Below are 25,541 nucleotides of genomic sequence, written 5' to 3'. Positions count from 1 at the left end.
TAGCTCCTATTTTTTTAATCGATTATCTTCATCATTATTACCAGCCTTCTTATTGACTGACTTAATATTCATATTACCAAAACGATAAGAAACTGACAATCGGATAACCCGACTATCATATCCATTTCGTATACGATAGTATCCATTTTCCTGATAACTCGACAATCTGCGCTGACCTCTTGTATTCAACACATCATTTACAGCCAACTTCACATTCAATTTTTTGTCGAGAAATGTTTTTCCAGCCCCTAGATCGATACCATAGTAAGACTGAAAACTAAATACCCCATAAACTGCTGGCGAAAAATAATTGGCTGTCAGCTCCAGATTTGTTGTTTCCCCAATTCGAATATCATGATTGGAACTTACCTGGAAAGATAACTTTTCCAATTGGCGTTGCGCTCCGGAGTGCTCATCAAAACTAAACTTATTATAAAAAGCGCTGGCATTGTTAGAAATACTCCACCATTTAAAAAGCTTAACTGGTATATTGACATTCATGTTGTAATAATCAAAATAAGCCAGGTTTCGGTCTGTCTGTGCAATAGCTTTGGTCTCCGAATTGCTTTCTATGACCTGGGTGATGGCATCGTTGGTCCTCTTGTAGCCCAAACTCAATAAATAGCGATCTTTAAAAGTATAATTTACTTCATACGAATTAGTATATTGTGGATTTAAATAAGGGTTGCCATACTGATACGTGTATTGATCCAAATAATACACAAAGGGATTCAATGACCCATAATCAGGGCGGTCAATACGCCTGCTATAACTCGCACCAAGCTTGTGATTATCATTAATCTGTTGCTGTACAAATATTGATGGGAAAAAATCGGTATAGGTCCGTTTTGTTTGTTGCCCTAGCGTAACTGAATTTCCCAGGGAGCTCGTATTTTCAACACGCAGTCCAGTTTGTACCGAAAACTTTCCGAACGATTTATTTAGGCTGAAATAAGCTGCAGCTATATTTTCATTATACAAAAACTGATTACTTTGACCATTATTTGGCACAAACTCGCCTTGCTGATACTGATCTTCATACAACAAATTATTATCTGTTTTTACGCGGCTATATTTTAGGCCCGCCTCAAGTTTCGTCGTTTTATTAAAAGGATGCGCAAAATCGGTTTTAAAAACTAATATTTTTGTCTTAGAAAGCATATCATTCCGGAAAATATTCGGTGATTTAAATTCCGCCCAATTTGCGTCCAAAAAACGGTTTCCAACAGTGCTATTGTCATTATTTTTCGAATATGAATAATCCCCATTAATGGTCAATTCAGTCCCTAAGGTATCAAATGTCTTTTTATAGTTAAGATTATAAGTGAGGTAATGGTATTTAAAATCTGACAAATTGCTTCCTAATACAATCGAATCAAGCTTTCCTTTTTGAGAGGCGATCAGATTGCTTCCCTCGCGTGTTGAATGGCCATTACTTACGTTACCGTTAACCACAAATCCAATAACCTCCTCTTTCCCCAGGTTAAAATCTGCCGCAAATTTGAAATTATGGCCTCGATAACGGAATTTCGAATAAGAATCCGAATTAAAAAAAGTCGTCCCGGTTTTGGTATCTACAGCCCTATCGATATCTAAATCATTAAATCCTAAGGCATTTGCGTAGTTATAAGAAGAAAATAAGTTTACCCAATTGTTACGATGGTTTATTAGAAAGCCACCATCCGCCTTTGTATATTTACCTTGCCCTAAATTGAGGTTTAAACTAACATTACTTCCAAATTGCGTATTCTTCTTTGTCTTAATATTAATGATTCCTGCATTCCCTGCGGCATCATATTTTGCGGGTGGATTGGTCAGTACTTCGATCGACGCTATTGCATTGGAAGCCGTATTTTCCAATAATCGCGATATTTCATCAGCAGAAAGATAAGTAGGCTTACCATCAATCATGATAATCACATTACTTTTTCCACGTAGATTGATCTTTTTGTTGTCTAAAGTTACTCCTGGAACCTTTTGCAGGAGCTCCAATGCGTTATTCCCTGTTGCCAAAATACTGTTTTCGACATTGAGGACAACTTTATCGAGATGACTTTCAATCAATGGCTTCTTACCGATCACCTGTGCCTCACTCAACACTTTACTTTCCATTTGTAAACGAATCGTATCCAGCACCTTGAGATCTCCCGTACTTACAACCATTTCAGCAGAACGATAAATAGCATACCCTACCGTGGACACCTGTAGGCTATACTTGCCCTCGGGAATCGCAGATAACACAATTTCTCCATTTTCGTTGGATAAAGTTCCTTTTAACAAGATATCATTGGGCTTCCGAAATAGTGAAATATTTGCAGCCACAATAGGCTGGTTGTCTTGTCCAACAACGACTGTACGTAATCTTCCGCCGTCAGACTGTGCTGAAACGGGTCCGGCAATAGAAAACAGGAATAAAATAAGAGAAAATAAGAGCAATTTAATTTTTTGTGGTTTCATAATGTAATTTCTTTAGGCTATCGATTAGATAGTCAACTTCATAATAATGACAACAAACCTCGTGTATTCATTACACGTTGACTAGTAGAAATAGATAGATCGTCCGATTCACTCGGTAGACAACCAAATAACATCGGTAAACCATATCCCTCACTGATCGATGCTAAAGCCGATACAATCATCCCAGCTAATCTTGAATCTCCAAAAAGCACAGCGCAAGAAAAGCACATCGAATCAAAATAAAAATTCAAAAAATAAACAAAAATCAAAACAAATAAATTGTATACAAAAAATATTAAGCATAATATTTGTATTTTTACACAGAAAATTAGTAAACTGATTAATGAGCACTGTATCATTGAAGAAAAGATTCTACCGTATTTATATCCTTATGATACGATTTATGCATGGCGAGCATTCTGGAGACGCATTACGTAATGTTTCCATCAGCATCTTGCCAAGTTTAGCGATCTACTTATTGGGAGCGCAAGCGAGCACGGCAATTGGAATCGGTGTCGGATCGTTATTAACAACACTCACAGATCCTCCTGGAAACAGAAAGGATAAACTTTCTTCTGCTCTCGTATGTATTCCCACCTTTTTCGTTGCATCATTGTTTACAGCGATTGTATTTCCGTATCATTGGCCCTTGGTTATATTGCTAGCGGCGGCCGGTTTTATATGTACGTTATACGGTATTTTTGGAGCTCGTTATGCTGCAATTGGAAACATGACATTGATTCTCATGAGTTTTGTGATCGGAATGGCCCCGCAACACCCCCTTGCAGTTAGTTTACAGATTACAACAGGATCCATTATATATTACTTTTTTAGCCTTTTACAGGCCTATATACAACCTTATCGCTCGCTAAAACATGCGATGGCCAATGGTTTTCATGGATTATCCCAATTTCTATTGATACGATCCCAGTCTTACGATCCCGATATTCCTTTGAATATAACGTACAGTCGCGTAGGCAAAATTCATGGCCAGATCAGCGAACAGCAGGAACAAATCAGGTCCCTTCTTTTTCGAGAAAAAAAAATCATAAGCCAACAGTGGCATAAAAGCAATTATTGGCTCAGTCAAGTTTATGGGTTAATTGACCTCCATGAGTTAATTATTGCACTTGATCACGACTATGATGCGATTCGCAAAAACCTTGCAGACACGGGCAGCCTCCCTTTAATCCGTCAAACAATCAAATTATTAGCTTTAGAAATTGATAGCTTTTCACAACCTAACAAGAGGTTTCGGTATGCACATCAATTATATCACAATAACTTTAAAATTAATGCCCTCTTACAGGATTTAAAAGAAATTCAAGAAGAGCAGGCCGGTCAAGCAAAAAGTATATTATATTCGATCATAAGCAACATCGAAGCAATTATTGAAGTGCTCAACCGAATTCAGGTGGCTTTTTATCAAAATCAGGAAATCCAGGATAAGATTGACAGCAGTGAGTACCAACAATTTATCAATCGACCTTTGCGCAATCTTGCTGATCTAAAAAGTAAACTCCATCTGAATAACCCGCTTTTTCGATTTGCCGTTCGGATGGCTCTTCTTTTTGGAACAGGCGCATTGATCGGTATTTTATTTTTAGATTTTAAATATACCTATTGGATCTTACTGACGATCGCTATTGTTGCCAGACCAGCATTTTCAATGACAAAAAAGCGTAATATAGAGCGTATTGTAGGCACATTCTCGGGTATAATCGTTGGCATATTCTGCTTAATTGCTATTCATTTTCTCCCGGCTCTTCTTACCATAGCTGCATTAGGTCTTTTCGGATTCTTTTTATTCAATCGATCTAATTATATGGTCAGTGTCATCTTTATTACCTTGGGAATTGTGATTGCACTCAATTTGTTTGAAGGCAATATCAATCTCATTTTAGGCAGCCGAATGCTTTTTACACTTATTGGAGCATTCTTGGCTATAGCAGGTTATTTCTTGATCCCTGTACGCCAGAGCACAGGCATGGTTCAGCTGGCAAAAGAGGTATCTCTTTACAACGAACATTATTTCCAGATCATCAATAACCGTCTGTCGGACGAGAGACAAAGTTCGTTTGATATACGGCTGGCTCGCAAAAAAGCGCAGACTGCCATGGCCCTGTTTTCAGACGCTATCAATCAAATGAAAAAAGAACCCGAACACAAATGGATGGATTGGTCACATATACACCATTTTCAGGCACTCTCTTATCAGGTCAACTCCCATTTGGTGGGTCTTTCGCTATCGTTAAGCAAAAAGACGAATCGCCACCTGACGTATGATATCCATAGTAGAATTGATGCACTTAAACCTCTTTTAACAGATTTAAATCAAATTGCAGAACGGATCAACTTAAAGAAATCATAATACCCGATTGGCAGTTACTTATCAAGTTTCATCGAACAATATGCGATCCGATCCGTATGTTATTCAAAATTCCTTTAACTAAAAAACAGCTTTTCTTTTGCTTTAATAAAAAAAGAGTTTATATTTGTATCGTCTTCGAAAGAAGATTTCTAATCAACACCTCCCTTAATCAGTAGGTCTTGATTTATAAAGAAGTGGCGAGAGACTGGCTCAATGACCCACTGGCAACCTTCAATTTGTTTGAAAAGGTGCCAATTCCTGTCCAAAACAATATCGTTTTGGAGCATATAAATAACATAAGACAATGATTATTAAACTACTGAAGTCCATTAAAAATTCAGGTTCAACACAAGTGAGCCGCACGATAAGCGAAAGTGTAAGCCATCATACAACTGTATTGATGCGAATGCGTATGCATATGCACTTCCACGCTTGTTAAGAATCATTTCCTTTTTCTTGGATAAAGATTTAACAGACCCTTCAAGGAGGTGTGTATGCTTCTCTTTTTACTTAGCAATTTCTTTTTGAACCCTTAAAATCTGATATATTATGTCTTCAAACAAAAATTTAAAATTCGAAACTCTTCAGGTTCACGCTGGCCAAGTCGCTGACCCTACTACGGGATCTAGAGCAGTTCCTATATATCAAACAACATCTTTTGTATTTGAAAATGCCGAACACGGCGCAAACTTATTTGCATTAAAGCAGTTCGGCAATATTTATACACGGATTATGAATCCTACCACGGATGTTTTCGAACAACGTATTGCGGCACTGGAAGGTGGAGTCGCGGCTGTTGCTGTCGCATCTGGCCAGGCGGCACAGTTTATTGCATTAAATAATATCTTGGAAAGTGGTGACAATTTTGTTGCCGGATCCAACTTATACGGCGGTACATTCAACCAGTTTAAAGTTTCTTTTAAACGTCTGGGCATCGAAGCTCGATTTGCAACGGACGCCGAGGCAGATAAAATTGAAGCCCTCATTGATGATAAAACAAAGGCCATCTATGTTGAAACAATTGGAAACCCAAGTTTCAATATTCCAGACTTTGAGAAAATTGCTGCAGTAGCAAAAAAATATGACTTACCGTTAATCGTCGATAATACTTTTGGAGCTGGGGGATATTTATTTAAACCTTTGGAGTATGGTGCGAATGTGGTGGTTGAATCGGCTACTAAATGGATCGGTGGACATGGTACAAGCATAGGTGGTGTCATCGTCGACGGCGGAAACTACAATTGGGGCAATGGAAAATACCCTCAATTTTCCGAACCATCTGAAGGCTATCATGGCTTAGTTTTTTCCGAAGTTTTCGGTGAAGGCGGACCGTTTGGAAATATTCAATTTGCCATTCGGGCACGTGTGGAAGGGCTTCGGGATTTCGGACCAGCACTCTCCCCTTTCAATTCATTCTTATTACTACAAGGACTTGAAACCCTGTCTTTGCGGGTGCAACGCCATGTAGACAACACTTTAGAGATAGCTAAATGGCTTGAGGCGCATCCACAGGTAGAAAAAGTAAACTATCCGGGCTTAAAAAGCTCTCCGAGCTTCGCTAACGCACAAAAATACCTTAAAAATGGCTATGGTGCAGTGCTTTCTTTCCAACTCAAAGGTGACGCAGCACAAAAGGCCAATAGCTTTATCGACAGCTTAGAATTGATCAGTCACCTGGCCAATGTTGGCGATACGAAGTCATTGATTATCCATCCAGCAGCGACTACTCACCAACAATTGAGTGATGAAGATCAAGCCAATGCTGGAGTATTCAAAGGTTTATTACGTCTTTCTGTAGGAATAGAACATATTGATGACATCAAAGCTGATTTACAACAAGCTTTTGATAAAATTAAATAATCAGATTTTTTCGGCTTAAACTTAAACGTAAAATGAGTAAGCATATTTATCTGCACCCGGAGCCTTTTGTATTTGAAAATGGAAGAGAGCTTACTGATTTACAAATCAGTTATGAAACATTTGGCAAACCCAACGCTGATCGCAGTAATGTGATCTGGGTTTGCCATGCACTAACGGCCAATGCAGATGTACTGGATTGGTGGTCAGGTCTTTTTGGAACAGGTGAATTATTTGATTCAAACGATTATTATATTATCTGCGCCAATGTCATAGGATCAGCATATAATAGCAGTAATCCGCTATCTGTAAACCCAGCTACTGGACAGCCTTACTACCTATCTTTTCCTGAATTTACAGTAAGAGATTTGATCAAAGCACATCAATTTCTTGCAGACCACCTGGATATCAAACAAATAGAGCTCCTTATTGGGGGCTCATTGGGCGGTCAACAAGCATTGGAATGGGCCGTATCACGCAGTATAGCCATCAACCATCTAATCGTCGTTGGAACAAATGCCGTCCATTCACCATGGGGTATTGCATTCAATGAAAGTCAACGTCTTGCCATTACTACTGATCGAACCTTTTATGCGAATCATCCCGATGGCGGAGCTAAGGGTTTAAAAGTTGCACGCGCTATGGCACTGTTGTCTTACCGCAACTATACAACGTATGCCAACACACAAAAGGAGGATGATAACGAAAAACTCGATCATTATAAAGCATCCTCCTATCAAAACTATCAGGGTGAAAAATTGGTAAAACGCTATAATGCGTACAGCTATTACTTCCTAACCAAAGCAATGGACAGCCATAATTTAGGTCGTGGAAGAAAATCTATCGAATCCGCTTTAGCGAGCATCGACTGTCCAACTTTAGTGCTGAGCGTCAATACAGATTTGTTGTTTCCTCCACAAGAGCAACAATTCATCGCTCAACATATTCCGAATGCCCACTATCAGGAGATCGAATCTACTTATGGCCACGATGGGTTTTTGATCGAAACAAAAAAACTCACGAAAATCATCAGCAGCTTTCTGCGGGAACAAAAAGAATACATCAACGAATTAGTATAAGAGAATAAATAATATATAAGAGAATTTAAGAAGAGATATGAGTAATAAATTAACAATAGGGATGTTTGGGTTTGGTGTAGTAGGCCAAGGTCTTTACGATATCATCAAAACCAAAAATCTTAATCTGGAAATCAAAAAATTTGTCATTAAAAACGGAGATAAAAAGCGCTCGCTACCAGCAGATCTATTTTCTACCGATGCCGAAACAATTTTAGGTGACCCAGAAATTAATACTGTTGTCGAACTAATAGATGATGCCGAAGCAGCCTATCAACTAACTGTTCGTGCCTTGAAATCGGGAAAAAATGTGGTATCTGCCAATAAAAAAATGATTGCCAGCCATTTGGAAGAGCTGGTTGATATTCAACATGAATACGGCACCAGTTTATTGTACGAAGGTGCCGTTTGCGGAAGTATTCCCATTATACGGAATTTAGAAGAGTACTATGACAATGAATTACTTCATTCTGTCAGCGGTATTTTTAATGGATCTTCCAACTATATTTTATCTAAAGTTTTCAATGAAAACCAGCAATATACAGATGCTTTAAAGAAAGCGCAAGAACTTGGTTTTGCAGAGACAGATCCTACCCTTGATGTAGGTGGATTTGACCCAAAATTTAAAGTATGTATTGTTGCTTCCCATGCGTACGGGATCTATGTCAAACCAGACGATGTCTTTAATATTGGTATTGACAAATTGGGACAGCAAGATATTCGTTTTGCTAAAGAAAAGAACCTCAAGATCAAATTGATACCAACAGCAAAAGAAATCGACGGCAACAAAGTTGTACTTTATGTATTACCACGCCTAGTAGGCAAAGACAGCATGCTCTATAATGTAGAAAATGAGAACAATGGTGTATTGGTAAAAGCGGCCTTTGCAGACGAACAATTTTTCTATGGTAAAGGAGCCGGTGGCCACCCTACGGGTTCTGCTGTACTATCGGATATCGCTGCCCTGCGCTATGGATACCGTTATGAATATAAAAAACATTTAGAATCCAGCACATTAAATTATAGCCAAGATTATTTAATTAAGGTTTATTTGAGATACACCGATGATACGCTGATTGAAAAGTTAAATTTCAGTGAAATCACAGAACGATATTACGCACCAGATTTCAAATATGTCATAGGACATATTAATCTTCAACAAATCGCAGCTCACAAAGCCGATTTGGATCAAGAGGGCAATTTTATTGCTGAAATCGCGTAGGCAATCAACAAACCAACCTACCTTGAAAATAGCCCCGAATGGGGCTATTTTTTTATTGCTTAAATTTAGTTGCCTTTCAACTTGACATCTAAAATCCCACCTTCTACCAGGCGTTCAAAAGGAAGCTGCCAACCTTTCCACAGGCGGTTATTCAACCGAACCTGATCAACAATATAACTATTGGGTTGCTCCTTCTTCACCTGAATGATAAATTTATTTTTTCTTAATTTCTCCGGTAATTGTATCGTTACCCGATCGAAAAGTGGCGAGCCAATCTGAAGCGCGGGCTTCTCGGTGGTGAGACTTCGCACATCGAATAGACCGATACTCGACAAGACATACCATGCTCCAAGCTGTCCTTGGTCTTCGTCTTGTCCGTAGCCATAGCCATGTATTGCATCATTACCATAAAACTCATTGCAAATTGCCCGTACCCATTTCTGACTTAAATCAGGTCTACCAGAAAAATAGAACAGCCAGGAGATATGCAGGTTCGGTTGATTACCATGATTATAAAGACTTTCAATCCCTGCGAAAGCGTCAATTTGTGTACCGCCTCCAAACACATTCTTCTGCGACACCGTAAAAATACTATCCAACCGTTGATTAAACAGGTCCTTTCCAACCAGTTTAACCAATTCCTGTGGGACATGCGGAACATAGAAGGTATACTGCCAAGCATTTCCCTCCTGAAATCCACGCCATGGTTCATACGGGTTAAAGTTTGAAATAAATCGTCCAGTACTATCCTTTGGTCGCATAAACTTCGTCGTGGTATCGTACAGATTGCGCCATCCATCGGATAATTCCTGAAATTTAATGTAGTCTTTTTGATGCCCCAATGATTTTGCAAATTGTGCGGCGGCAGCAGCAGAAAAAGCATATTCCAAGGTATGCGAAGCACCAAAAGGAGATCCATTGGTCATTAATTCGGGACTACCATTATCATCTTTTATATAGGGTGAATAGCCCTTGCGAACGAAAACTCCTACATCTAATTTTCCTGCCCCAGGCAGGCGGTCCTTCGCTTCCAATTCATTTTTACGCACCGCAGCATAGGCAAGATTCAGATCATAGTCACGAATACCCACATTATACGCCGATGCAATTGCCAAACCTGTGAAATTAGTTCCCACACCGGAAACGTATTTACTGTTGGCAATACCGTCTCCTAACCAACCTGCATCGCGATAAACCAACAATTGACTCTGAATCCAGTCGTTGTAATAGTCCGGATAAGCAATGGACCACAACTGTGTCAAATTCCAAAATGCACCCCAGATCGCATCGGTATTATAATGATGATGAATAGGTTGCCCTTGTTTATTTAAGGTAATCTGCCCTACCGAGCCATCATTTTTGGGATATGCACCATTGACGTCGCTTGCAAGCCCACGACCAAGTAAAGCATGATACAATCCAGTATAAAATTTAATGCGGTCGTCCACTTTGCCCCCTTCCACCAAAATTCTTCCCAGTTCACTATTCCAGGTTTGCAAGGCATTTTTCTTTGCCGCATCAAACGACATATCTTTTGCTTCTTTAAGCAAATTCAGCTGCGCATTTTCCACAGATGTATAAGACAAACCGGTCTTGACTTCGATAGATTCCCCTACCTGGGTATCAAATTTCAGGAACAAGCCAGCCCCTTTTCCCTTTATACGACTATGTTGATCGAAAGTCGTGGAATCTCTAAATGTCCCAAAAGATTTAGGCTGTTTGTTTATCTCCGCGAAGAAAAACATCTTAACTTGAGCACCCTGCTGATATTTTTGTACGTATACAGGGTTGGTAACCACATATCCCCAGACGTGCTGTTTGTCATAATTCACTTCAGCATCAACGACCGGACCACTTTCCCCCATAACATGGCCAATATCGAAAATAAGGTTGGCTTCTTCAGTTTTTGGAAAAGTATACCGATGAAAACCGACGCGCTTGGTCGCAGTGAGCTCCGCAAGTATATTATAATCTTTTAACTTGACGCGGTAATAGCCAGAAGTAGCAAACTCATCTTTCTTATCGAAAGCAGAACGATAGCCGCTTTGTGGACGATCAAGGTGACCAGGGGTTGTCTTCAATTTTCCAACGGATGGTGCAAATACCACTCCACCTACCTGGAATTCGTGAAAATTAGCGAATCCTTCTATTGACCCATGCCTATCATCGTACCCCACAGCTTCCCAGCCTGACTTGTTCCCATAGCTTCCATTTGTGCTCGGAGCGAGCTTAGCCATTCCAAAAGGCACTGCTGCTGGTGTATAAAAGAAATACCGGCTATGGACGGATCCGATATTAGGTTTTACAAAAACGGTCAAATCTGTTTTCTGCTGTGCAAAAACAGCTGCCGTACTAACAAATAAACTACAAAAATAATAAATGATACGCTTTACCATTGTTCTCAATTAGGTTCTACAGCAAACTTACAAAAAAATAGAGTATGTATAAACATGAACTCCATTTTCTTACTCAATTTAACTACGAAAAAAGAGGGCCCACAACACCTAAATTTGTAAAATTTTAAATACTAATCAAATAAAGCGTTATCAAAGCTTAAATACTGACATTTTTCCATAACTTTGATTGTACATACATACTAAAATATAACCAGTAAATAAATTCAAAAAAAATACACATCAGACGGCTGATCTTCGATCAAAACCCTGAAGTAGATGAAAATTAACCCTGAAATAGATACAAATTATTGACAGATACACTTGTCAAGCCTAATTAATTACAATAAAACCACAATGAAAAAAAACACCCCATTTTTTAGTCTAATACTTCTGTTACTGGGAACCCAACTATCAGCACAACAAACAAAACCCGACGGTATAACTCAACTTAAGTTGGCAAAAAGCATTCTAGCGGATCAAAACTTAAAATATGTCGACAGTCTTGCCCGCGAGGTCATCAAAGAAGGTTTCAATGCTGGAAGTGGCTACTCACAGATTTGGGCCAGGGATCTCAATACATTTATTGAAACCGCCTTGGAAGAGCGGTCCCAAGCGGACATTAGGGGGGCCATTTTAGTATTCTTTCAGATGCAACAGCCCAATGGTGAAATGGTAGACGGCTATGTCCTTAAGAAGGATTTTACCTGGCACGATGACACACCTTATTATTCAGAAAATGCGCCCGGCCATGTTGGATTTAAAAATACAGTAGAAACAGACCAGGAAACGTCACTCATCCAACTGCTCGGTAAATATATCCGGAACACAAAGGATTACAGTATCCTGGAGGAGAATATTGGTGGAATTTCCGTCAAAGATCGAATCCAACTCATGTTGGATTATTTGAAAAGAGAACGGTTCAACCACAAGTATCAATTGCTTTGGGGTGCGATGACCGCAGATTGGGGAGATGTACAACCCAACGATAGCTTTGGTTGTGACTGGAATGAGCTCTCCAATGAGGCGATCGATATTTATGATAATGCGATGTTTATTATTGCATTGCAGACATTGATTGATATTCAGCCCAACTCTCCGAAGGTGACAGAATGGAAGGGATTAAAAAAGAGTCTCGAAACAAACAGTAGACGTCATTTATGGGATAAAAAAAAACAAAAATTCATCCCTCATATCTACCCTAAGACATCTCCTATCCCAAAAGGATTTGATGAAAATACGATTCATTATCATGGGGGCACCGCCATCGCGATAGAAGCCGGGTTACTTTCCCTTTCAGAAATAAAAACAGTTAATACGCAAATGCTGGAAAACGTGCGGTTATCTGGCATGCCGAGTATTGGATTGACCTTATACCCGACCTATCCGGTTGGATTTTTCATCGGAGGAATGGCTCAGCCTTACCAATACCAAAATGGTGGTGATTGGACTTGGTTCGGCGGACGGATGATCCAGCAACTCGTTTCAAACGGTTTTTATCAAGAAGCCTATGCAGAACTTCAACCGATGATCGATCGGGTTGTGAAAAACAAAGGATTTTACGAATGGTATGGTCAAAATAACGTCCCTAGCGGATCAGGAAAATTCAAAGGTTCAGCAGGAGTGCTCAGTAAAGCAATAGCGCTCTTAGAAAACTGGGCAGAAACTACCGTAGAAAAGAATCATTAAAAGAAAAGAATAAATAAATGAGCTATTCACACATCCTATTATCCATTCAAAAAGGATGTGTGAATCACTTAATAATCTCTTCTGCTTTCAACAGTATAGGTAAAACTTTCCGCACGGTAGAACCCTAAATTATATTCAATTGGCTTTCCAGATTGGTCAAATACAAACCGCTTGCGGGACAAAATAGGATCACCGATATTAATCTCCAATTTATCCGCTATAAATTTATTTGCAGCCATTGCATCCAGTTCTTCCTGAGAAAGATCTGCAACGACATGATAATCGGCTTCTAAGATTTCATATAGAGGCCGCTTAAAATCTTCATCGCCGTTTAAACCTATACGTGGATGGAAATAAGAGATAAAATAAACAAATGGGTCATCTTTCTTTCCTCTCAGACGTTCTAGTTTTAACAGCTTCTGATCCTCATCTACATTAAAAAACTTCGAAACAGCTTTATCCGGAACAACCCAGCTGACGTGAAGTTCAAAATTCTTCACCTCAATCCCACGATTTTTCATCTCTTGTGAGAAACTCAACCAATTTTTGGATTTTGAACTGAATTTAGAACTAGCCACCTTCGTTCCTATCCCCTTCTTTCTAATTAGCAGCTCCTCATATACCAGTTTATTGATCGCTAAACGCAAAGTAGAACGGGAAATTGCCAATCTTTTTGCTAATTCAATTTCATTGGGTAATAATTTCCCCTCTATATATTCAGGCTGCTTAATTAATTCGCGTAACAAATTCTCAGCTTGTATATGCAGCGGAACAGGACTTTTATGATCTATTTTTAAATTCATCATTTGGATTGCTTGTGCTAAAATAAGATTTTTTGCATAATTAAAAAAATAGACATATGTTTGTATGTATATACATACTAATATAAACCGCAGATGTCAAAGAGATTTATCATCATTTTATGTATCGTTTCACTTGGAGGACTCCTTTTCGGTTTCGATATGGCTGTAATTGCCGGTGCTTTGCCGTTGGTGAAGCAATTTTTCGGGCTATCTCCTGCTCAAGAGGGCGTTTTTGTCAGTTCAGCTTTGCTAGGCTGTATTGTTGGTGTATTTTTCACAGGACCATTAACAGATAAATACGGCCGAAAACCAGCCTTTGTTACTGCGGCCCTGCTTTTTTTATTCTCAGCAATTGGCTGTGGATTCAGTCCTTCTTACAGCATATTGATTGCGAGTAGAAGCATTGGGGGCCTGGGTGTTGGGATAGCCTCAATTGTTGTGCCCTTATATCTCGCGGAAATATCGCCAAGCAAATTTAGAGGAAGATCAGTCACCTGTTACCAGCTCGCTATTACATTCGGTATCTTATTTGCCTATATCAGCAATTACCTGATTCTTGAATATACCTCCGCCCAGCAAAATGAACTGTGGCGAACTATGTTTTTAGTTGGCGCAATACCGGCTTTATTGTTATGCATTGGAGTTTACTTTATTCCTGAAAGTCCGCGTTGGCTTTCTAAAAATGGACGAGACACTGAAGTTGCAGCGATCAGTGCCACATTAGGACTATCGGATATGCAAGAGGTCAGCCATGTTTCCTCGAAAGGAAATCTACGTGATCTGTTCTCTCCTATTTATCGCAAGGCCTTTCTATTGGGCTTATTCCTCCCTTTATTTTCACAGCTCAGTGGAATCAACGCAATTGTTTATTATGGTCCGAGCATATTGCTTGAATCAGGTATTTCATTAAACAATTCCTATCATGCCCAGTTATTCTTTGGAGCCGCCAATGTGCTATTTACTTTCTTCGCAATCTGGAAGGTTGATAATTGGGGCAGACGTCCCTTATATCTTTTGGGAACTGTGGGTGCTACCGTGAGTTTGCTGGTTACTGGTTATCTTTTTAATCAAGGTCAAGTCAATAATATCGCATTGATTATCGCGATACTTTCATTCTTATTTTTCTTTGCTTTTTCCATTGGCCCACTAAAATTTGTCGTCGCAGCCGAAATTTTCCCTAATGCCATCCGGGCTCGTGCCATGGGTATCAGTATTATGGTGATGTGGATTTCCGATGCGATCGTGGGGCAACTAACGCCTATTCTTCTCGCTTCCTGGGGCGCCCGCTATACGTTCTGGTTGTTTGCATTTTTCTGTGCCATCGCATTCCTTGTTGTACTTGGATTTCTTCCAGAAACGAAGGGCAAACCTTTGGAGGAGATCGAAAAATTCTGGATTGAAAAACACAACAAAAAATCAACAAACAAGTAAGCAAAAAGCTATTTACTTCAACATCATTCATTTGCAATAAAAAATTACATCAATATGTATTCTAATACTCAAACAAAACCTTTTCAGTACGAAATCGCACCGACGTTTCCAGTTCAAGGATCCTTATCAAATTCTTACCAAGATCTTGTTGCACATCTCATTACACATAATATACATAGCATTGATGGTTTTGTAGGTGTTAACTGGGGCACAATCATCCCCAACCTAAAGCAAGAATTTGAAAAACAGGGCATAGCCACACGATTTATTGCGATGGATTCTGCCTTAAAATCGGAATCAGCCATCCAGGATATTGTCTCCCCCTACCTAGGCGGCAAAGACCCATTGTTCGGAAAAAAGGCCGGGATTCAGCTCATTGAATACTTTGATACTAAAAAGCTAACGGATTTTCAAACAATATTAGCGAACTCCAATTCAAAACAAGGTGAATATACCATCTTTTATGGTCCTGGCGCATCATTAGTCGATACGTCTAGTCAACTGATGTTTATTGATCTGCCCAAAAATGTGCTTATTCAACGCATGCGGGCGGGCGAAGCTTTAAATTTAGGCTGTTCAACACAAACCAATCAAAAGGAAACCTATAAGCGTTATTATTTTGTCGACTGGGAAATATTGAACCGACATAAAAGATCCATCTTGTCCCGTGTCGAAATTCTTGCCGATCAACAATCATCACACAACTTACCATGGATTACAGGGAAAGATCTACACAATACTTTGCAAGCCATGTCCAAAAATTACTTCCGCGTACGACCAACTTTTGAACCCGGAGTATGGGGTGGACAATGGATGAAAGAGCACCTTACAGGCATCGATCAGGATGTCAAAAACTATGCGTGGTCCTTCGAAATGATTGTCCCAGAAAATGGTATTTTGCTCGAAGCAGATGGACATACTCTCGAAATTTCATTCGATCAATTGATGTTTCAAGAAAGTGCCAATGTACTCGGTCATGCACAGCAACGTTTCGATGTTGAATTCCCAATACGCTTCAATTTCCTGGATACCTTTGATGGCGGCAACCTATCCATTCAATGTCACCCCAGTCCAGCTTATGCAAAAGCAGAATTTGGAGAAAACTTCACACAGGACGAATCATATTATATCGTTGATAGAAAAGAAGACGCGCAAGTGTATCTGGGCTTTCAGCAAACAATTGATGCAGACAAATTTCGCTCAGCTTTAGAAGAGAGCTTCCATAGCGGAATAGCTATGGATATCGAGCAATACGTTCAAAAATTCGAATCCAAGAAACACCAGTTATATTTGATTCCACATGGTACCGTACATTCTTCCGGCGTGAACAATCTCGTACTCGAAATCAGTGCAACACCTTATAATTATACCTTTAAAATGTACGACTGGGTGCGTCCCGATTTAGATGGGAAACCACGTCCATTAAATATCGATAGAGCATTCGCTAACCTCAATTTTAGCCGGAAAGGTGATGTCGTAAAAAACACACTGCTATCTCAGCCCAGTGAAAAAGTCCTTGATGCGCAAACAACAAGAATACATTTGCCAACGCATGAAGATCATTTCTACGATGTTTTTAGATACGAATTCGATCAGAATGTTTCGATTGAAACGCAGGGACAGTGTCATATCATGATGCTTGTCGAGGGCGAGGCAATTGAGCTGACGACAGCAAATGGCATGAAAAGGGTCTTCCATTATGCCGAGACTTTTGCCGTTCCTGCTGCTGCTGGGTCCTATACATTGCGTAATTTAGGAAACGGTAAGGCCAAGGTTATCCAATCTTTTGTCAAAGAATCCAAATGTTAATCAAACCATTTATTATAAACAAACAGCACAATGAGAACTATATTTTTTGCATTATCTTCATCGCTCCTATTACTGTCCTGCCAAAACGCGGGCAGTAAAGTTTCTACGAACAATTTACAAGACAGCATCCAAAAAGATAGCAGTTTCCATATTGTCAAAGATATGGCTACGAACATCATCAAAAGCGGATTCAATGCGGGGGATGGATACAGTGAGGTATGGATTAGAGATTACAACACATTTATCACCTTAGCAACAAAAGTACATCCCCATGAACAGATCAAAGATCAATTGGCTTTGTTCTTTAAACTACAAGGTTCTGATGGTAATATTGCCGACGGTTTTGTCAAAAAGTCCAGCTTAAAAAATGGCGTATCGGACTATTACACAATCACCAGCTCCTTGGCTCCTGATTATGCTGCACATAAAAACACCGTTGAAACAGACCAGGAATCTTCTTTAATTCAAGCGGTACACAAATATATCGTTGCTACTAAAGACAAAGCTTTTCTCAATGAAAAAATTGGTGATGCAACTGTAAAGGATCGCATGGAACATGCTTTGCAATTTTTATTGGACAAACGTTATAATGATACTTATGGTTTACTTTGGGGTGCAACCACGGTTGATTGGGGCGACGTTCAACCCGAGCATGACTGGGGTGTACATCTAGATGAAAATTCGCATATTGCTTTGGACATCTACGACAATGCGATGTTTTTGATCGCCCTTGACAACTACATGGATCTACTTCCTGAGAAAAAAGAAAAATGGGGAAAAATCAGAGCTTCCATAGCAAGTAACACCATGAAACACCTTTGGGATGAAAAGAACCAAAAGTTTATTCCCCATATTTATATCAAAGGCTCTCCATTTTCGGCTGATTTTGATGAAAATCAAATCTATTATCATGGAGGAACAGCTATCGCTATTGAGGCAAATTTACTCAGCAAAGAGCAAATAAAAGTTTCATTGGATAAAATGATTAAAAATGTAAAAGACGCTGGTGCGGCAACAATTGGACTCACCGTGTACCCAACTTATCCTGCAGGTTCATTTAAAAACAAGGGCATGTATCCGTATGGTTATCAAAATGGTGGGGACTGGACCTGGTTCGGTGGGCGTATGATTCAGCAGCTCGTTAAAAATGGTTTTCAACAGGAAGCTTATGAGCAAATACAGCCGATGCTTGCCCGTGTTATCAAAAATAAAGGTTTTTATGAATGGTACACAAAAGATAATAAACCAGAAGGTTCAGGAACTTTTAGAGGTGAAGCAGGCGTGCTTTACGATGCTATCGAATTACTAGAACATGCTGGCACGAAATAAAAACAGCTTATCGCGATGTAAAAAGAGCAGCAGGAAATTTCCTGCTGCTCTTTTTTCTGAAAGTGTCTAATCTTATTGGCCAGAAAGAACCTTCAGTTTGCTTTCATTGCTGTTGGTGTCTACGAAGTCATGAAGGTTTTATTTGAAATCGTCACCTTAGCATTCCTATTTTATATTACGCTAAAGCCTTTTCCGCATTCTCCTTTGTATACTCGTTTCCTATCCGCTAAAATATCCTGTTTATTTTCCTTAAATTACTTGTCTATGTCGCCAAGTTGTTAAATTGTACAAGAGCATTCCATTTGGATCGCGGATTTTCATCGTGTAGCCGCCAGGTCCAATAACAGCTCAAAACCTGATTGTATCGGTTTCAATAAAAGGCAAACTATAATTACCAGTATCTGCCTTAATCTTAGCATTCAACTGCTTTATTGCAGCGACTTCCTGATTTAGCGTCTTATAGAGATAGAGGTTCTTTAAACTCGGAAGCTCGTTCAGTTTTGATAGACCTTTTGATGTAACTTTTGTGCCTGTCAGATTCAAGTACGTTAATTTTGACAGGCCTTTCAGCTGGCTCAATCCAGCATCGGAAATTTTTGTATTTTCCAGATGTAGACGGGAAAGAATTGGCATTGCCGAAAGTGTTGAAAAAGCAAGATCTGTAACAGCCGTATTTCCTAATTTCAGCTGTACAATATTATCCTTAATGGCCAACAACTCCTGTAGGTCCTTGTCATTAAATTGAGGATAATTAATCGCATTAACCAACACGAAGTTATTATCTCTTGCAACTTGGATGATCTTAATCCCCTTAGCCTGCCAAGCATCAACTTTATCTTTTGGCAAAGAAGGTGCTGCTGGTAGATCAGCATACAATACAGCAGACTCCTCTTTTTCTCCTGTTTCCAATTTTTTCAACAAATGAGCTATTTCCTCCGTTTGTGGTATTTCATGCACTTTTTTATCAAAATTGGCTCCTTGATCAATCCACCAGGCAATCAATTTTATCTGATCAGCAGTTATCGGTGTACGGCCTTTAGGGGGCATACGTTTCTTATGTCCCTCGGGCAACACCAATCGGGCATATAATTCACTCTTTTTCGAATCATTTGCATTTAGTACTGTACCGTTCTCTCCTCCTTTTAACAAATTCTCTTTTGTATCCAATGCCAGCCCCCCTTCCTGCTTTCTTTGCCCGTGGCAGCTTTGACAACGCTGTTTTAGAATAGGTTGAATAATTCCCTTATAGGCTTCTGCTTCCTGCGCATTTTGAACGATAAAAACCTCCTCTTTATCTTCTTCCGCTTTAAACAGCTTTTTAAGTGCTACTGGCATCGCTTCCACAAAGTAACCCTTTCCATGTGTCAGTGTTCCACCGTAGTGTCCGGTCACCCCAATTAAGAGCACCAGGATGAAAAAAAGCCAAAAGCGAAATGCACCAGAAGATTCTTTACGATAAAGAAACCAAAGCCATAAACCACTGATAGCCACGGCAATTCCCAGCCACTTGTGATAGCTCAGGACATCCTCCTCATAACCTCCATTTCGTGAAAGCAGATAACCCGATAAAGCAGCTACTATAGCAGCGATAGTCCCTAGGAATAAGGAGAGCTTAATAGCAGGCAAATACATATCACCGCCTTTAAACCGAGTCCTAATTGCCATAACAAAAGCCAACAATAATATGCCGATCGGTAAATGGACCAAAAGCGGGTGAAATAGTCCCAAAAAGCCCAATAATTCATCAAAGAAAACTATCATTCTTTATATCTGTCTTTGAGTAAATGCAACATATAAACATTGATTGACCATTGATCGGCCACCGGTTGTTGTGTAAATGGTAATGTGGGTAAATAACCCGCTGGACCAAACTCGGTCGTTATGGTCAATAACTTCATGCCATTTTCCTTGTGCTTAGCAACAACTTTATCCCACCAGGTCAAATGTTGCGCAACAATACTCTTCCATTCAGGAGCCGCAGGGTCATTGACTTGCGGTCCTTCAGGATGCCCAATTCGTGCATGAATGTGCTCCGTTCTGGAAAGCGCTTTTGTTACAGCCTCGGGCTGATCAGAAAGCATTGATTCGTGCACATTGCACCAATGCGAGATATCCAATGCAAGTTGTAAGGTCGGAATCTTCTCTAAATATTCCTTTGTCACATGAGCTGCAAAACTAAATCTTCCGCGATGAGTCTCATGATAAACGGGGATATGGTACTTATTTTTAGCTGCATCAGCAAGCTCAATCAATGTTTTATTCTGCTCAAACGAGTAATAATCTTTACCTGTATGGCAATTGATATAATCGGGTTTCAGCTGTGCTGCTTCATCCAAATTACGCTTAAAACTTTGTTTATATTCCTCGTAAGTTCCGCCTGATCCGCCTGAAAGCAATCCTAAACTCAATCCATATTTATGTAATGCATCAATCATCTCCTTGCGCTCATTTGGACTACCAGGCAACCAGGATTCAACACCATCGTAACCAGCATTTTTCACCCGGAGACAGAACGCATCCCAGGAATCGCTATTTCCCCAATTGGTGCAATAATATTTAATGTGTAACTGCTGGGCAGTCATGGATAGAAAACTGCTCATAAATAAAATTAATACTAGAAATTGTTTCATATTTTTAAATTATAGCTTGAATAAGTTCACCCTCCACATCTGTCAATCGGAATGGCCTTCCTTGAAAATCGTAAGTAAATTTCTCATGATCAAAACCCAAAAGGTGGAGCATAGTCGCATGGACATCGTGTACAGAACTGCGCCCCTCTACCCCCGCGAACCCGATATCATCGGTTTGACCGTAACTTATGCCATTACGAACTCCCCCGCCTGCCATCCAGATGGTATAGGCGTCTGTATGATGATCGCGTCCCAGGAATGGCATATCGCTGTTGTCCCTATTTTCTTGCATCGGTGTACGTCCAAATTCCCCTCCCCACACGACTAGTGTTTCTTCCAGCAAACCACGTTGTTTTAGATCCATAATCAATGCGGTCATTGGTCGATCTATCTCCCGGCATTTATTTTTAAAGCCAAGATCAATCGAATCTGCGGGATTTGTACCGTGACTGTCCCAACCCCAATCAAATAACTGAACGAATCGTACCCCCTGTTCTACGAGTTTCCGAGCCAAGAGGCAATTATTGGCAAACGATTCTTTACCCGGCTCAGTTCCGTACAATTCGTGAATATAAGCAGGTTCATTATTGATGTCCATCACTTCAGGAACTGCAACCTGCATTTTATAAGCCATCTCATATTGTGCAATCCGCGACAAGGTTTCTGGGTCTCTAAAGGTATCGTATTCTGTTTTGTTGACGTTATTTATGGCATCAATCAAATCACGCTTCATATCCCTTCCCATCCCTTCAGGATCGGCAATATATAATACGGGATCACCTTTTGAACGACATTGAACGCCCTGGTATACCGATGGTAAAAATCCACTTCCCCAGACACTTTTTCCTGCATCCGGTGTTTTACCTCCCGATGTTAACACAACAAATCCGGGTAAATTGCTATTTTCAGATCCCAGGCCATAAGTTACCCATGAACCAATGCTTGGCCGGCCGAGACGGGCACTTCCCGTATGCATAAACAATTGCGCTGGACCGTGATTGAACTGATCGGTATGCACGGCCTTCAGAAAACTCACTTCATCAACAACTTTACTAAAGTGAGGCAAATGATCTGATACCCAAGCTCCACTTGCTCCATACTGTTTAAAAGTAGCCTGTGGCCCCAACATTTTTGGAACCCCACGAATAAAGGCAAATTTCTTTCCTGCGAGTAAGGACTCCGGGCAAGGTTGATTATGTAATTTCTGCAATGCAGGCTTGTAATCAAATAACTCCAATTGCGACGGAGCACCGGCCATATGCAGATAAATTACACTTTTAGCCTTACCTGGGAAATGAGGAGGTTTGGGTACCAGCGGATTGAGAGCATTCAGATCCAACTTTTCTGCTGATTTTGACTGTCCCCATCCATTACAACTCGTCAGCAAACTACCCAAAGCAATACCTCCGATACCTGCCACACAATCCTTTAGGAAATGTCTTCTTGTGACAGCCTGCAATTCAAATTGTTGCGCTTCTTTTATTAGCTTATTTAGATCTTTCATCTGACTATCATTACATATGAACGGGCTGTGTCGCTAAATTTTTAGTCTGCAGCTTTAGCTCATTTCGGTTTATATTCTTATTATTTCATAGTCCTTAACCTTCTTAACAAAAGACTTCGTTTTCATACGAAAGCCCTTATTCAGAAGTTTCAGTCCATATTTATGATTTCGTTAAAAATTCGTCCAGATTCAACACGGCATTGGCAACAAGCATGTAGGCAGCTTTTGAAGGCAGGACCTTTACATTGCTTTTTGCTAAATCTTCATTCAAAAATTTGGCTGTCGAATCAGGCTTTTTGCTGAAATCAATCAACGCTTTTTGATAAAGATGTTCCAGCTCTTTGAGTTTCTTTTCATCGGCATCCTTCAACATTGCACGTTTATAACCGACACGGATACCATTTCTAAGGTTTCCATTTCCCTCCTTTTCCATAATAGCCCCCAAATGTTTAGCCGCTTCGAGGTAAACAGGATCGTTTAATGTAGCGAGCGCTTGTAGCGGTGTATTGGTACGGATACGGTCGACCAAACAAACCTCCCGACTAGAAGCATCGAAAGAAACAAAGGAAGGATAAGGACTCGTACGCTTTAAAAACGTATAGATGCCTCTTCGGTATTGATCTTCTCCAGCACTTTTCACCCAGGACTCACCGCTATATACAGTCATCCATACCCCATCCGGTTGGTATGGCATTACACTTGGTCCGTACATTTTATTGCTGAGCAATCCACTTACGGCTAAAGCCTGATCACGAATCTGTTCGGCAGATAATCTAAAGCGAGGTCCCCTTGCCAAATAATAATTCTGTGGATCCATTTCAAAATTGGAATTGTTCAAGCTAGAGGACTGCTTATAAGTTCCGGATAATACCATCTCGCGGATCAATTTTTTTATACTCCACTTTTTGGTATTCATCAGATCTAGGGCAAGATAATCTAGTAATTCTCGGTGAATCGGTGGAATACTCTGTGTGCCCATATCTCCCAATGGTTCAACAAGCCCCCGACCAAATAGTTGAGCCCATACGCGATTAACTAAAGTTCGCGCTGTCAATGGGTTTTCCTTGCTGACAATCCACTGCGCAAAACCCAAGCGATTGCGTTGAGCCCCCTTAGGGAAACTATTCAGTGATGCCGGAACCGTGGGCTGCACTTCCGCACCTAGCGACAGGCGGTTACCGCGTATAAATACATTGGTCTTACGATGCATGTCTTTGGGATTTTCAATCATGATTGGTACCCCCTCAGGTTGCATATTGACCAACTGGAGAAAAGTCTTTTGAAAATTCATATTATCCAGTGACTTTTCATGTGCAAAGTTCTCGCGAAATGCAAACCATTCAATCATGCAGATCGGCTGTCCATGAGCGACAGATGGATTCTTGAAAACCAGATATAAGTCATGTACACCACGAGTCGCACTTATGGGAGACTGAATAACCTGTCTTCCATTCGTACTCGGCAAATCAATAACGGCAAGTATTGGTCCGCTAAGTTTATCCAAGTGAATTTCCAATTTTCCACCTACCGCACCTGTCCAGAAATTCATGAAGAATTGCTGTTTATTATCCAGGTTTATTGCCCTTAATCGAGCCGATCCTCCAGTTCGCACCCCCAACCATTTCGTATCATAAAGCGCACCATCTACTATTTGGTCGCTGTAATGCGCATGGACTTTGGGCTCAAGGGTGTGAAGGAATAGATCTGTTGATTTTACCAAGCTTGCATTTCCTGTCGTCGACAACCACCTCTTTATACTGTCAATTCGCTTTTCATCCTGTGTAGTATAAAAACGCAGTTTAGGATGATCACCTTGGGTATCTTCATCTCTGGTGTTGTTAAAAAAAGCTAACGATTTATAATATTCTTCAAATTTAAACGGATCATAAGTATGACTATGACATTGCACGCATTCGAAGGTCGTACTCAACCATACTTGATAAGTTGTATTTAAACGATCCAAAACCGCAGCCATCCGAAATTCCTCGCTATCGGTCCCGCCTTCATCATTATTCATGGTATTGCGATGGAAGGCGGTTGCGATAAGCTGATCCTTGGTTGGCTCCGGCAGCAAATCCCCGGCAAGCTGTTCAATCGTAAATTCATCATAAGGCATGTCCTTGTTTAAGGCCTTGATGACCCAGTCCCGATAAGTCCATATCGTGCGCGAGCCATCCTTTTCGTAGCCCTTCGTATCGGCATATCGTGCCATATCCAACCACCAACTCGCCCACTTTTCGCCATATTTCTGAGAAGCCAACAGACTGTCTACCCGCCGGGTATAAGCATCATCACGCTGGTCTGCTTCAAAGGCTTGAATCTCCGCCAACGAGGGTGGGATACCAATTAGATCCAAATACACTCTTCGGAGCAACAATGCTTTATCGGCTTCATCTGCAAAGGACAATTTCTTCTCCTTCATCTTATCCAAAACAAAAAAATCTATCGTATTGTTCACCCCTTTGGGCTTTACACCAAATATACTGAGCAACGAAAAAGGTTTAGGGACCTCCGTTTCCTTAGGTGTTGTATAGGCCCAATGCTCTCCCCACTTAGCTCCTTCATCGATCCATCTTTTGAGTATATCAATTTCATCGTCATTCAGTTTAGGGGCATTGTAAGGCATACGCAATTCAGGATCATCGGAAATCAGTCTCTTTACCAGTTCACTGTGTTCGCCATCGCCACGAATAATTGCTGATTTGCCTGACTCGGCTTTGGCGAATGCCTCATTTTCAAAAAGAAAACTTAAACCACCATTTTTTTTAACCCCACCATGGCACGTGATACAATGTTTATTCAATATCGGTTTAACATCAGCGCTAAAATCAACTGGCTCTTTTTTTCCAAAAGTCAAAATGCTTGTACCAATAAGCACAAGCGCCAATAATATTAGCACCAAAATCTTTTTTTTCATAGCCTGGGGATATATCTATTCTGTATTATTTTAGGTTTATGCACTAAACGAAA

The 25,541-nt window shown here is 40.2% G+C and carries 15 protein-coding genes and 1 riboswitch; of the genes, 8 read left to right on the top strand and 7 right to left on the bottom strand.

What is annotated here, in order from left to right; translation table 11 throughout:
* Nucleotides 1-6 precede the first annotated feature (6 nt).
* Nucleotides 7-2,457, bottom strand: a complete 2,451-nt coding sequence (locus tag IQ31_RS03375) for a TonB-dependent receptor (protein ID WP_145327100.1) — start codon at nucleotides 2,455-2,457, stop codon at nucleotides 7-9.
* Nucleotides 2,458-2,800: 343 nt separating this feature from the next.
* On the opposite strand from IQ31_RS03375, the gene IQ31_RS03370 reads away from it, so the two are divergent.
* From IQ31_RS03370 to IQ31_RS03355, 4 genes are all read left to right on the top strand, one after another.
* A complete protein-coding gene (locus IQ31_RS03370; RefSeq protein WP_088162034.1) occupies nucleotides 2,801-4,828 on the top strand; it encodes an FUSC family protein in 2,028 nt (675 codons plus the stop codon).
* Nucleotides 4,829-5,009: 181 nt separating this feature from the next.
* A riboswitch (SAM riboswitch) is annotated at nucleotides 5,010-5,122 on the top strand.
* A gap of 255 nt (nucleotides 5,123-5,377) precedes the next feature.
* Entirely contained in the window at nucleotides 5,378-6,688 is a 1,311-nt protein-coding gene (locus tag IQ31_RS03365) for an O-acetylhomoserine aminocarboxypropyltransferase/cysteine synthase family protein (protein ID WP_088162035.1), read from the top strand.
* Between the two features lie 32 nt (nucleotides 6,689-6,720).
* Nucleotides 6,721-7,764: a homoserine O-acetyltransferase family protein gene (locus IQ31_RS03360; protein ID WP_145327099.1), complete on the top strand. Its 1,044-nt coding sequence runs from the start codon at nucleotides 6,721-6,723 to the stop codon at nucleotides 7,762-7,764.
* Nucleotides 7,765-7,801: 37 nt separating this feature from the next.
* The gene (locus IQ31_RS03355; RefSeq protein ID WP_088162037.1) at nucleotides 7,802-8,983 is read left to right on the top strand and encodes a homoserine dehydrogenase; all 1,182 of its coding nucleotides are present in this window, start codon (nucleotides 7,802-7,804) and stop codon (nucleotides 8,981-8,983) included.
* Nucleotides 8,984-9,048: 65 nt separating this feature from the next.
* Here the strand turns inward: IQ31_RS03355 and IQ31_RS03350 are convergent, their stop codons facing one another.
* Nucleotides 9,049-11,379 carry a GH92 family glycosyl hydrolase gene (locus IQ31_RS03350; RefSeq protein ID WP_088162038.1) on the bottom strand — a complete coding sequence of 777 codons (2,331 nt, stop codon included), beginning with the start codon at nucleotides 11,377-11,379 and terminating at the stop codon, nucleotides 9,049-9,051.
* 354 nt (nucleotides 11,380-11,733) lie between these two features.
* Between IQ31_RS03350 and IQ31_RS03345 the strand changes: the two genes are divergently transcribed.
* The gene (locus IQ31_RS03345; RefSeq protein ID WP_198385929.1) at nucleotides 11,734-13,065 is read left to right on the top strand and encodes a glucosidase family protein; all 1,332 of its coding nucleotides are present in this window, start codon (nucleotides 11,734-11,736) and stop codon (nucleotides 13,063-13,065) included.
* Between the two features lie 68 nt (nucleotides 13,066-13,133).
* Here IQ31_RS03345 and IQ31_RS03340 read toward each other — a convergent pair whose 3' ends face one another.
* Complete coding sequence (locus IQ31_RS03340; protein ID WP_232475551.1) at nucleotides 13,134-13,871, bottom strand: GntR family transcriptional regulator; 738 nt, start codon at nucleotides 13,869-13,871, stop codon at nucleotides 13,134-13,136.
* A gap of 90 nt (nucleotides 13,872-13,961) precedes the next feature.
* Here IQ31_RS03340 and IQ31_RS03335 point away from each other — a divergent pair, with 90 nt between their 5' ends.
* Genes IQ31_RS03335 through IQ31_RS03325 form a run of 3 tightly spaced genes read left to right on the top strand, consistent with a single transcriptional unit; the run spans nucleotide 13,962 to nucleotide 18,437 of the window.
* On the top strand, nucleotides 13,962-15,299 hold the full coding sequence (locus IQ31_RS03335; protein ID WP_088162039.1) for a sugar porter family MFS transporter: 1,338 nt from the start codon (nucleotides 13,962-13,964) through the stop codon (nucleotides 15,297-15,299).
* 54 nt (nucleotides 15,300-15,353) lie between these two features.
* Nucleotides 15,354-17,108 carry a class I mannose-6-phosphate isomerase gene (locus IQ31_RS03330; protein WP_145327098.1) on the top strand — a complete coding sequence of 585 codons (1,755 nt, stop codon included), beginning with the start codon at nucleotides 15,354-15,356 and terminating at the stop codon, nucleotides 17,106-17,108.
* A gap of 30 nt (nucleotides 17,109-17,138) precedes the next feature.
* On the top strand, nucleotides 17,139-18,437 hold the full coding sequence (locus tag IQ31_RS03325) for an amylo-alpha-1,6-glucosidase (RefSeq protein ID WP_145327097.1): 1,299 nt from the start codon (nucleotides 17,139-17,141) through the stop codon (nucleotides 18,435-18,437).
* A 348-nt stretch (nucleotides 18,438-18,785) separates the two neighbouring features.
* On the opposite strand, the gene IQ31_RS03320 is transcribed toward IQ31_RS03325, so the two are convergent.
* The 4 genes from IQ31_RS03320 to IQ31_RS03305 all read right to left on the bottom strand — a co-directional run bounded on the left by IQ31_RS03320 (nucleotide 18,786) and on the right by IQ31_RS03305 (nucleotide 25,488).
* A complete protein-coding gene (locus IQ31_RS03320; protein WP_244294319.1) occupies nucleotides 18,786-20,198 on the bottom strand; it encodes a c-type cytochrome domain-containing protein in 1,413 nt (470 codons plus the stop codon).
* A complete protein-coding gene (locus IQ31_RS03315; protein WP_145327096.1) occupies nucleotides 20,195-21,067 on the bottom strand; it encodes a sugar phosphate isomerase/epimerase family protein in 873 nt (290 codons plus the stop codon). The genes IQ31_RS03320 and IQ31_RS03315 overlap by 4 nt, the downstream gene beginning before the upstream one ends.
* 4 nt (nucleotides 21,068-21,071) lie before the next feature.
* Complete coding sequence (locus IQ31_RS03310) at nucleotides 21,072-22,571, bottom strand: DUF1501 domain-containing protein (RefSeq protein ID WP_145327095.1); 1,500 nt, start codon at nucleotides 22,569-22,571, stop codon at nucleotides 21,072-21,074.
* 160 nt (nucleotides 22,572-22,731) lie between these two features.
* Nucleotides 22,732-25,488 (bottom strand): DUF1553 domain-containing protein, encoded by a 2,757-nt coding sequence (locus IQ31_RS03305; protein ID WP_145327094.1) that lies wholly within the window; start codon nucleotides 25,486-25,488, stop codon nucleotides 22,732-22,734.
* Between the last annotated feature and the right edge of the window lie 53 nt (nucleotides 25,489-25,541).

It is taken from the genome of Sphingobacterium siyangense, from assembly GCF_007830445.1.
Lineage (GTDB): Bacteria > Bacteroidota > Bacteroidia > Sphingobacteriales > Sphingobacteriaceae > Sphingobacterium > Sphingobacterium siyangense.
The sequence above is the reverse complement of the archived record's forward strand: the minus strand, read 5'-3'. Positions and strand labels throughout refer to the sequence as shown.